We start from the raw sequence: 8,310 nt of genomic DNA, 5'->3' as shown, positions 1-8,310 counted from the left end.
CGGCGTCGAGGACCTCGGCCACGTGCACGGCGTCACCGGGGTCGACCGGCGCGGGCGCCCCCGCCGCCACCCACCGCCCCACCTGACGGTAGAAGTCGGCGTGCCCCCCGGGCGGGCGCGGGACCGCGGTGAGGGACGTGCCCTGCACCAGCCACCCCTCGTGCCCGGCCGGGGCCGCCAGGCCCTCGAACGGTGTCGGCTCGCCCTCGAACGACGTGACCAGGTAGGCACCCTGATCGCCCAGGACGCGGGTGCGTGGCCCCGGCGCCCCGCACAACCCCGACGCGGACAGGTGGCTGATGACCCCACCCGCGTGCACCAGGGCCAGGAACACGTCGTCGTCGGCCGGGGTGGTGAGGTTCCGGATCTCGGCATGGACGGTCCGCACGGGCCCGAACAGCTGGACCGCCGAGTCGACCAGGTGACTGCCGAGGTCCAGGAGCAGGCCACCCCCCTCACCGACGGCGTTCTCCTTCCACCGGTCCTTGGGCACCGGTCGCCAACGCTCCCACCGACGCTCGAACCGGTGCACACGCCCGAGCTCACCCCTCTCGAGAAGTCCGCGCAGGGTCCTCTGCTCGTCGTCCCAGCGGCGATTCTGGAACACCGTCAACGGGACCCCGGCCCTCTCGGCGGTCACCACGAGCTCGCGGGCCTGCAGCGCGTCCACCGCCAGCGGCTTGTCGACCACGACCGGCAGCCCGGCGCCCAGCACCGCGCGGGTGTGCTCGAGGTGGTTCCCGCTCGGTGAGGCCACCACCACCACGTCCAGCTCGCGGGCACGGCCGAGCAGCCCGTCGAGGTCCGGGTGCACCCGGACCCCCGCCCAGTCCTCGCGGGCAGCGGCGATGCGCGCCGGGTGACGGGTCACCGTGTCGGTGACGACGTGACCCACCTCGCGCAGCAGGCGCGCGTGGATCCCCCGGCCCGCGTCGCCGTACCCGACCAGCCCGACACGAAGTCCGGTCAGTCCCTGATCCTGTTCTGCCATGGCCACCAGGATGCCCGACCGACGTCGTGGACGAGCGCAGGCACGAGCAGGGTGCGGACCACGAGCGCGTCGATCAGCACACCGAGTGCGACGAGGAACGCGAGCTGGACGAGGAACAGCAGCGGCAGCACGGCCAACGCCCCGAACGTGGCCGCCAGGACGATGCCGGCGCTGGTGATCACGCCGCCGGTGACCGACAGGCCGCGCCGGACCCCGTCCCGGGTGCCGTGGACCAGGGCCTCCTCCCGTACCCGGGTCATGAGGAAGATCGAGTAGTCGATCCCGAGGGCCACCAGGAACACGAACGCGTAGAGCGGCACGGTGGGATCGGCACCGGGGAACCCGAACACGTGGTTGAACACCAGGGCACCGATGCCCAGGGTCGCGCCGAAGGACAGCAGGTTCGCGCCCATCAGCAGCAGCGGCGCCACGACCGAGCGCAGCAGGCCGATCAGCACCACGAGGATCACCACGAGCACCACGGGGACGATCACCACCAGGTCACGCCCGGCGGTGGCCAGGGTGTCCACCCGCTCGGCCGCCACGCCCCCGACCATCGAGCCGGGCGACACCCCGCGGACCGTGTCCCGGATGTCCACCACCACGTCCAGGGCCTCCTGGGACTCCGGTGCCTGGGTCGTGACCGCCTCGATCCGGACTCGCCCGTCGACGACCACGGGCGCGCCGTCCTCGTCGGCGGTCACCTCGGCGCCGACCACGCCGTCCACCGCCGTCAGGGCGGTCACGAGCGCCCCGGCGTCCGCCTCGGGCCCGACCACGACCACGGGCTGGACCCCACCGGCGTCGAAGTGCCGGGCCAGGGCCTGCTCACCGGCGACGGAGTCCACCTCGGTGAGGAACACGTCGCTCTCGGACGTTCCCTGCGCCTGGAACGTCGGCACCCAGGCCGTGAGCAGCAGCAGCACCGCCGCTGTGAGGACCCAGGTGCGTCGTGGGCGCCGTGCGATCGCCGCTGAGATCCGGCCCCAGGCGCCTGAGCGGGCCTCGACCTGCTCAGCCGTCTCGTCGACACGGTCGACCGCCGCACCGGGCCGCGGCACGCGAGGCCAGAAGATGAGCCGTGACCAGCGGCCCGCGATCAGCAGGAGGGCCGGCAGCAGCGTCGTCGCAGCGAGGAAGGCGCTGACGATGCCCACGGCCGCGACCGGACCGAGGCTGGAGTTGGAGGTCAGGTCCGACAGCAGCAGGCACAGCACGCCGGCGATGACGGTGCCAGCACTGGCCGCCACCGGCTCGATGGTGGCGCGCAGCGCCCGGCGCATCGCTGTGTAGGGGGACTCCACCAGGCGCAGCTCGTCGCGGTATCGGGAGACGATGAGCAAGGAGTAGTCGGTCGCGGCACCGACCACGAGGATGAAGAGGATCCCCTGGCTCTGCCCGTTGAGGACCAGGACGTCGGCCTCGGCCAGCCGGTACACGACCAGGGCCGCCAGCGTCAGGGCGAGCATCGAGGTCGCCAGCACGGTGATCGGCAGGCTGGGCGACCGGTAGACGACCACGAGGATCACCAGGACCACGGCCAGCGCGACGACGAGGAGGAGACCGTCGATCCCGGCGAACGCCGCCACCAGGTCGGCGATCCCGGCAGCGGGTCCCGTGACCCACGTGGTGACCCCGGCGAGGTCCAGGTCGGCGTCGACGGCGTCCCGCAGGGAGTCGACCACCGCGTTCACGGCCCGGTCCTCACCGTTCTGGGCGTTGGCGCGCTCGGCATCCAGAGGGACGACCACCATCACCGCGAGGCCGTCCTCGGCGGGGATGGCGACGGGGGTGCCGGTGAGCAGGTCGCCGACCGTCCCGTCCTGGCCGACGGGCAGGTCCGGCACGCGCTCGGCGAACGCCATGATCGTGGCCACCTGCTCCGGGCTCAGCGGTGCTTCGGCCTCCGAGACGACGATCGCGGGGAGGGTGGTGTCCTCGACGAACGCGCGGGCCGCCTCCGCGGCCCGGGTCGACTCGGCGCCCTCGGGGAGGAAGGCAGCCGCGTCGTTCTGCTGCACGTCCGAGAGGTTGCCGATCGCGACGCCGCCGGCCCCTCCGGCGGCGAGCCAGGCGAGCAGGACGGCGACCACCACGGCTCCACGAAGGACCGCGGTCGACCACGAACGATTACTCAGCATGCTGAGCATCATGAATCCGTCTAGCCTCGGTGACAAGTCGAGGAGGCAGCACATGGGTGACGCAGAACCGCAGGGGGTCGGCCAGTGGCCGACCGGGCGCCTGCTGTCGGCCGTCGCCCGTCGCATCGAACGGGAGTGGAACACCCACCTGGACGCCTGGGGCCTGAACCACGCCAGCATCCCCGTGCTCTTCCACCTGGCGTCGGGGCCCAGGTCCCAGCGCGAGCTCGCCGAGGCCTCCAACGTCACCGAGCAGACGATGAGCCGGATCGTCGCCCGGCTCGACCGTTCCGGGTACGTGGAGCGGCACAGCCACCCGCACGACCGTCGCCGTCACCGCGTGGCACTGACCCCGTCGGGGTGGCAGGCCCTGCGCCAGGCGGGTGACTCCGAGCTTGCCGAGCGCATGAGCGTGCGCGGGCTGGAGCCGCAGGACGTGGCGACCCTGCGCGTCCTGCTGAACAAGATGATCGACGCCGACGCCGACCGCGCCGGGGTGCCCGGCCGGTCCGGGACCGACCACGAGGGCGGGTAGCGTGCCTGGCATGGACGTCCTCGACCTGCGGGCCCGCGACGGGCTGACCGGCTACCAGGAGGCGTGGGAGCTGCAGCAGCACCTGCACCGCGAGGTGGCGGACGGCACGCGGCGCGACACGCTGGTCGTCGTCGAGCACCACGACGTGTACACGGCCGGCAAGCGCACCGCGAGCTGGGACCGGCCCGTGGACGGGACCCCGGTCGTCGACGTCGACCGGGGGGGTCGCATCACCTGGCACGGACCCGGGCAGCTCGTGGTGTACCCCCTGGTGAGACTGCGGGAGCCGGTCGACGTCGTCGCCTACGTCCGGGCGCTGGAGCGGGCCGTCATCGACACGTGCTCCGAGCTCGGGCTCGAGGCCGTCCGGGTCGACGGCCGGTCGGGCGTGTGGCTCCCAGCGTCCACCACCACCAGCAGGGACCGCAAGGTCGCCGCGATCGGCGTCCGGGTCGCCAAGGGCGTCACCATGCACGGTCTCGCCCTGAACTGCGACACCGACCTGGCGGCCTTCTCACGGATCGTCCCGTGCGGCATCGACGACGCGGACGTGACGTCGCTCACGCTCGAGACGGGACGGCGTGTCACCGTCGACGAGGCCGACGCACGGTTGCGCCCGCACCTCACCGGTGCGCTGGCCACCGTCCGGGCCGACGCCCGGACCGCGGTCACCGGTGGGTGATCAGGCTCACGGCTCGGTCGTGGGACGTCTGACGTAGGCTGACACGGTGACGATCGCACCCGAAGGACGCCGCATGCTCCGGGTCGAGGCCCGCAACGCGCAGACCCCGATCGAGAAGAAGCCCGAGTGGATCCGGACCCGGGCCACGATGGGCCCGGAGTACAACGAGCTGAAGTCGCTCGTGAAGAGCGGTGGCCTGCACACCGTGTGCGAAGAGGCCGGCTGCCCCAACATCTTCGAGTGCTGGGAGGACCGCGAGGCCACCTTCCTCATCGGCGGCGACCAGTGCACCCGGCGGTGCGACTTCTGCCAGATCGACACGGGCAAGCCCGTCGCCCTCGACACCGACGAGCCGCGACGCGTGGCCGAGTCGGTGCGCACCATGGGACTGCGCTACTCCACCATCACGGGGGTCGCCCGGGACGACCTGCCCGACGGTGGTGCCTGGTTGTACGCCGAGACCGTCCGCCAGATCCACGCCCTCAACGAGGGCACCGGCGTCGAGCTGCTGATCCCCGACTTCAACGCCGTTCCCGACCTGCTGGCCGAGGTGTTCTCCTCACGCCCGCAGGTGCTGGCACACAACGTCGAGACGGTCCCTCGGGTGTTCAAGCGGATCCGCCCCGCGTTCCGGTACGACCGGTCCCTGTCGGTGCTCACCGCGGCGCGCGAGGCGGGGCTCGTCACCAAGTCCAACCTGATCCTCGGGATGGGCGAGACCAACGAGGAGGTCGTGGACGCGCTCAGCCAGCTGCACGAGGCGGGCTGCGACCTGGTCACGATCACCCAGTACCTGCGCCCCTCCTCCCGTCACCACCCCGTCGAGCGGTGGGTGCGCCCCGAGGAGTTCCTGGAGCTGTCGCAGGAGGCCGAGCGCCTCGGGTTCCTGGGCGTGATGTCCGGACCCCTGGTCCGGTCCTCCTACCGGGCGGGCCGCCTGTGGGCGCAGGCGATGCGCCGGCACGGCCGGACCATCCCTCCCGCGCTCGCCCACCTCGACCAGGACAGCCCTGCCCGGCAGGAGGCCGCCAGCCTCCTGGCGCGCTGAGACCCTCGGGCGCAGCACCGCCGGCGCGCGCCCGACGGGCGCGTTCATGCCCGCGTCCGTCAGACCACTAGACTGGCCCACCATGGCCCGGAAGTCAGCAGAGTCCTCCCCTGCCCCCGAGGGCAAGGCCCCGAAGGTCAAGAAGACGCGGTGGTACCACAACATCGCGCAGGCCTACACCATGACGCGCAAGGCCGACCCGGCCGTGACGTGGTGGATGCTCCTGGCGTTCGGCGCGGTCGCCGGCCTCGCCGTGGGCATCGGACTCCTGATCGGTCAGGTCGTGTACCTGCTGATCATCGGCCTGCCCTTCGCTCTGCTCGCAGGCATGTTCGTGCTGGCCAGGCGGGCCGAGGCCGCCGCGTACAGCCGCATCGAGGGTCAGCCCGGGGCCGCGCTGTCGGCACTGCGCACCATCCGCCGGGGCTGGGACTTCCCCGAGGAGCCCACCACCGTCGACCCGCGGACCCAGGACACCGTGTTCCGTGGCGTCGGCCGACCCGGTGTGGTGCTCGTCTCCGAGGGGCCCCCGCACCGTGCCCGCAAGCTCCTGGAGGCGGAGCGCAAGAAGGTCGCCCGCGTCATGCCCACGGTCCCGATCACGCTCATCCAGTGCGGACGCGAGGAGGGTCAGGTGCGGCTGCGCAAGCTCCCGCGCACCGTGCAGCGCCTCAAGCCCAAGCTCACCAAGCATGAGGCTGCCGAGGTGACGAAGCGCCTCAAGGCGCTGGGGGGCGCCCGCCTGCCGCTGCCCAAGGGCGTGGACCCGTTCAAGGCGCGGCCGGACCGCAAGGGGATGCGGGGCCGCTGACCGGTCAGCGGCGCACCAGCACCGTTCCGGCCGCCACGTCGTGCATGCCGCGGCCCTGTCCGTCCCACACGGCCGCAGGCAGGACGAGGCAGAGCAGAAAAGTCCTCATCAGGCCGGGGACGAGCCCCGGTGCCGGCGCGCGATCGGGGCGGTCGGCCGTGTCCCGTACCCGCGCGACCGTCAGGCCGAGCAGCCTGTGCCCGATCGTGTGGCCCAGGGTCGAGACCAGCACGACGGTCGTCAGTGCGAAGACGCCCAGGGTGCCCATCGGGTGACCCTCAAGGAATGCGGCGCTGATGGCCAGGCTCAGGCCCCAGTCGACGAGGAGCGCCACCACGCGGCGTCCGAGCCCGGCCCTGGACCCGGGTCCGGACTCCGGCAGGTCGATCCCGGGCGCACGCCCTGCCGACGGCCCCGCGGGAGTACCCTGCAACCACGAGCCGAGGTCCTGCCTGCGTGACGACATGGTCACAGCCTACGGCGGGGCGGCTCGGGGCACGGTCGCGCACCGTCCCGGCGGCGCCCGCGGTAACGCGGACGAAACATGAGGTACATGGAGGAGAAACCACTCGTACCTAGGGTCGTACCGACGCCGCACACGCGCATCGCCGAGATCAAGGAGAGCACCGGATGTTCAGTTCCGCCGATGACGTCATGGCCTTCATCAGGGAGGAGGACGTCAAGTTCGTCGACGTCCGGTTCTGCGACCTGCCCGGGGTGATGCAGCACTTCAACGTTCCCGCGTCGACCGTCGACGCGAACTTCTTCACCGAGGGCCAGATGTTCGACGGCTCCTCGATCCGTGGCTTCCAGGCGATCCACGAGTCCGACATGAAGCTCATCGCCGACCTCACCTCGGCGTACCTGGACCCGTTCCGTACCGAGAAGACCCTCGTCATCAACATGGCGATCGTCGACCCGTACACCGACGAGCCGTACAGCCGCGACCCGCGTCAGATCGCCGCCAAGGCCGAGGCCTACCTGAAGAGCACCGGGATCGCGGACACCGCGTTCTTCGCGCCCGAGGCCGAGTTCTACATCTTCGACGACATCCGGTTCCACACGAGCCAGTCCGAGAGCTACTACCACATCGACTCCATCGAGGCGGCGTGGAACACCGGGCGCAAGGAGGACGGCGGCAACCTGGGGCACAAGACCCCGTACAAGGGCGGCTACTTCCCCGTCCCGCCGGTCGACCACTTCGCCGACCTGCGTGACGAGATCTGCCTCGAGCTCGACAAGCTGGGCCTGGACGTCGAGCGCTCCCACCACGAGGTGGGGACCGCCGGCCAGGCCGAGATCAACTACCGGTTCGACACGCTGGCCAAGTCCGCGGACAAGGTCATGCTGTTCAAGTACGTGGTGAAGAACGTGGTGCACCGCAACGGCCGCACGGCGACGTTCATGCCCAAGCCCCTGTTCGGCGACAACGGTTCCGGCATGCACTGCCACCAGTCGCTCTGGAAGGACGGCGAGCCGCTCTTCTACGACGAGAAGGGCTACGGCGGCCTGTCGGACACCGCCCGCTGGTACATCGGTGGCCTGCTCAAGCACGCCCCGTCGCTGCTGGCGTTCACCAACCCGACGGTCAACAGCTACCACCGCCTGGTGCCGGGCTTCGAGGCGCCGGTCAACCTGGTGTACTCGGCACGTAACCGCTCCGCCTGCGTGCGCATCCCGGTGACCGGTTCGAGCCCGAAGGCCAAGCGCATCGAGTTCCGCGTCCCGGACGCCTCCTCGAACCCGTACCTGGCGTTCTCGGCGATGCTGATGGCCGGCCTGGACGGCATCAAGAACAAGATCGAGCCGCCGGAGCCGGTCGACAAGGACCTGTACGAGCTCCCGCCCGAGGAGCACGCCACCATCCAGCAGGTCCCAGCGTCGCTCAGCGAGGCCCTCGACGCCCTCGAGGCCGACCACGACTACCTGACCGAGGGCGGGGTCTTCACCCCTGACCTCATCCAGACGTGGATCGACTTCAAGCGCGCCAACGAGATCGACCCGATCCGTCTGCGCCCGCACCCTCACGAGTTCGAGCTGTACTACGACGTCTGAGCCCTGCGGGCCCGACATCGAGAAGGCCCCGTCCACGCACCCTCACG

Annotated in this window: 8 protein-coding genes; 5 read left to right on the top strand and 3 right to left on the bottom strand. The window is 71.3% G+C overall.

The genetic code is table 11. The features are described from left to right. A partial coding sequence (locus tag N869_RS03025) for a Gfo/Idh/MocA family protein (RefSeq protein ID WP_035057670.1) occupies positions 1 to 991 on the bottom strand: 991 nt, incomplete at its 3' end. Next, on the bottom strand, positions 967 to 3,132 hold the full coding sequence (locus N869_RS03020; protein WP_035057668.1) for an MMPL family transporter: 2,166 nt from the start codon (positions 3,130 to 3,132) through the stop codon (positions 967 to 969). The genes N869_RS03025 and N869_RS03020, both read right to left, overlap by 25 nt. Before the next feature lie 52 nt (positions 3,133 to 3,184). Between N869_RS03020 and N869_RS03015 the strand changes: the two genes are divergently transcribed. The 4 genes from N869_RS03015 to N869_RS03000 all read left to right on the top strand — a co-directional run bounded on the left by N869_RS03015 (position 3,185) and on the right by N869_RS03000 (position 6,208). After that, a complete protein-coding gene (locus N869_RS03015) occupies positions 3,185 to 3,667 on the top strand; it encodes a MarR family winged helix-turn-helix transcriptional regulator (RefSeq protein WP_035057644.1) in 483 nt (160 codons plus the stop codon). A 10-nt stretch (positions 3,668 to 3,677) separates the two neighbouring features. Further along, entirely contained in the window at positions 3,678 to 4,349 is a 672-nt protein-coding gene (lipB, locus tag N869_RS03010) for a lipoyl(octanoyl) transferase LipB (RefSeq protein WP_035057666.1), read from the top strand. Between the two features lie 46 nt (positions 4,350 to 4,395). Next, on the top strand, positions 4,396 to 5,397 hold the full coding sequence (lipA, locus tag N869_RS03005; RefSeq protein ID WP_035057640.1) for a lipoyl synthase: 1,002 nt from the start codon (positions 4,396 to 4,398) through the stop codon (positions 5,395 to 5,397). 82 nt (positions 5,398 to 5,479) lie between these two features. Continuing rightward, a complete protein-coding gene (locus N869_RS03000; protein WP_035057637.1) occupies positions 5,480 to 6,208 on the top strand; it encodes a DUF4191 domain-containing protein in 729 nt (242 codons plus the stop codon). 4 nt (positions 6,209 to 6,212) lie between these two features. Here the strand turns inward: N869_RS03000 and N869_RS02995 are convergent, their stop codons facing one another. Further along, on the bottom strand, positions 6,213 to 6,674 hold the full coding sequence (locus N869_RS02995; protein WP_035057664.1) for an RDD family protein: 462 nt from the start codon (positions 6,672 to 6,674) through the stop codon (positions 6,213 to 6,215). A 164-nt stretch (positions 6,675 to 6,838) separates the two neighbouring features. Here N869_RS02995 and glnA point away from each other — a divergent pair, with 164 nt between their 5' ends. After that, positions 6,839 to 8,263: a type I glutamate--ammonia ligase gene (glnA, locus tag N869_RS02990; RefSeq protein WP_035057634.1), complete on the top strand. Its 1,425-nt coding sequence runs from the start codon at positions 6,839 to 6,841 to the stop codon at positions 8,261 to 8,263. Positions 8,264 to 8,310 lie beyond the last annotated feature (47 nt).

The organism is Cellulomonas bogoriensis 69B4 = DSM 16987 (genome assembly GCF_000767165.1).
Taxonomy (GTDB): Bacteria; Actinomycetota; Actinomycetes; order Actinomycetales; family Cellulomonadaceae; genus Actinotalea; species Actinotalea bogoriensis.
This window is presented reverse-complemented; position numbering and strand designations above follow the sequence as displayed.

Excerpts from the sequence above, each read along its gene's own strand:
- lipB (WP_035057666.1), top strand. The coding sequence starts at position 3,678 with ATGGACGTCCTCGACCTGCGGGCCCGCGACGGGCTGACCGGCTACCAG.
- N869_RS03015 (WP_035057644.1), top strand. The coding sequence starts at position 3,185 with ATGGGTGACGCAGAACCGCAGGGGGTCGGCCAGTGGCCGACCGGGCGC.
- glnA (WP_035057634.1), top strand. The coding sequence starts at position 6,839 with ATGTTCAGTTCCGCCGATGACGTCATGGCCTTCATCAGGGAGGAGGAC.
- N869_RS03020 (WP_035057668.1), bottom strand. The coding sequence starts at position 3,132 with ATGCTGAGTAATCGTTCGTGGTCGACCGCGGTCCTTCGTGGAGCCGTG.
- N869_RS02995 (WP_035057664.1), bottom strand. The coding sequence starts at position 6,674 with ATGTCGTCACGCAGGCAGGACCTCGGCTCGTGGTTGCAGGGTACTCCC.
- N869_RS03000 (WP_035057637.1), top strand. The coding sequence starts at position 5,480 with ATGGCCCGGAAGTCAGCAGAGTCCTCCCCTGCCCCCGAGGGCAAGGCC.